The sequence below is a fragment of the Bacillus sp. SIMBA_005 genome (assembly GCF_046535585.1).
GTDB classification, from domain to species: Bacteria; Bacillota; Bacilli; order Bacillales; family Bacillaceae; genus Bacillus; species Bacillus pumilus.
Window position 1 is genome coordinate 1 of the sequence record NZ_JAWRWI010000108.1, and the last position, 354, is coordinate 354.

At 69.5% G+C, this 354-nt stretch carries 1 protein-coding gene; it reads left to right on the forward strand.

Annotation, left to right across the window (positions count from 1 at the left end):
- Nucleotides 1-66 precede the first annotated feature (66 nt).
- On the forward strand, nt 67-354 hold a 288-nt coding region (locus tag SB660_RS19330), incomplete at its 3' end, for a hypothetical protein (protein ID WP_410583849.1).

The window sequence follows — 354 nt, forward strand, 5'->3', positions numbered from 1 at the left end:
TTGGGTGTCGGCAGTTATCCACAGGCGTGGATCGGCGGATGCGGCGACTGCCTAGGCTCCCGCAGCATGACTCGACGAATTCATCGCACCACCCTCCGCATCCCTGCCGTCATCGCCGTGGCTGCCTTCTTGGCCGTCGCGACCGGGTGCGCCGCACCCCCGATCTCGCGCGAGGCGAGGAGTACGGACCCGAGCCGGACATCCGGCACGAGCCCGACATCCGATGCGGGGATCGGGTCGGTTTCGGAGGATGTGACCTTCGCCGCAGGGGCGGCCCTGACGGCGGATTCGGACATCCGGTGGGGCGACGGGCTGATCGAGGACGAGGGGTGGGCGGCGCTCCCGTCCGATCAG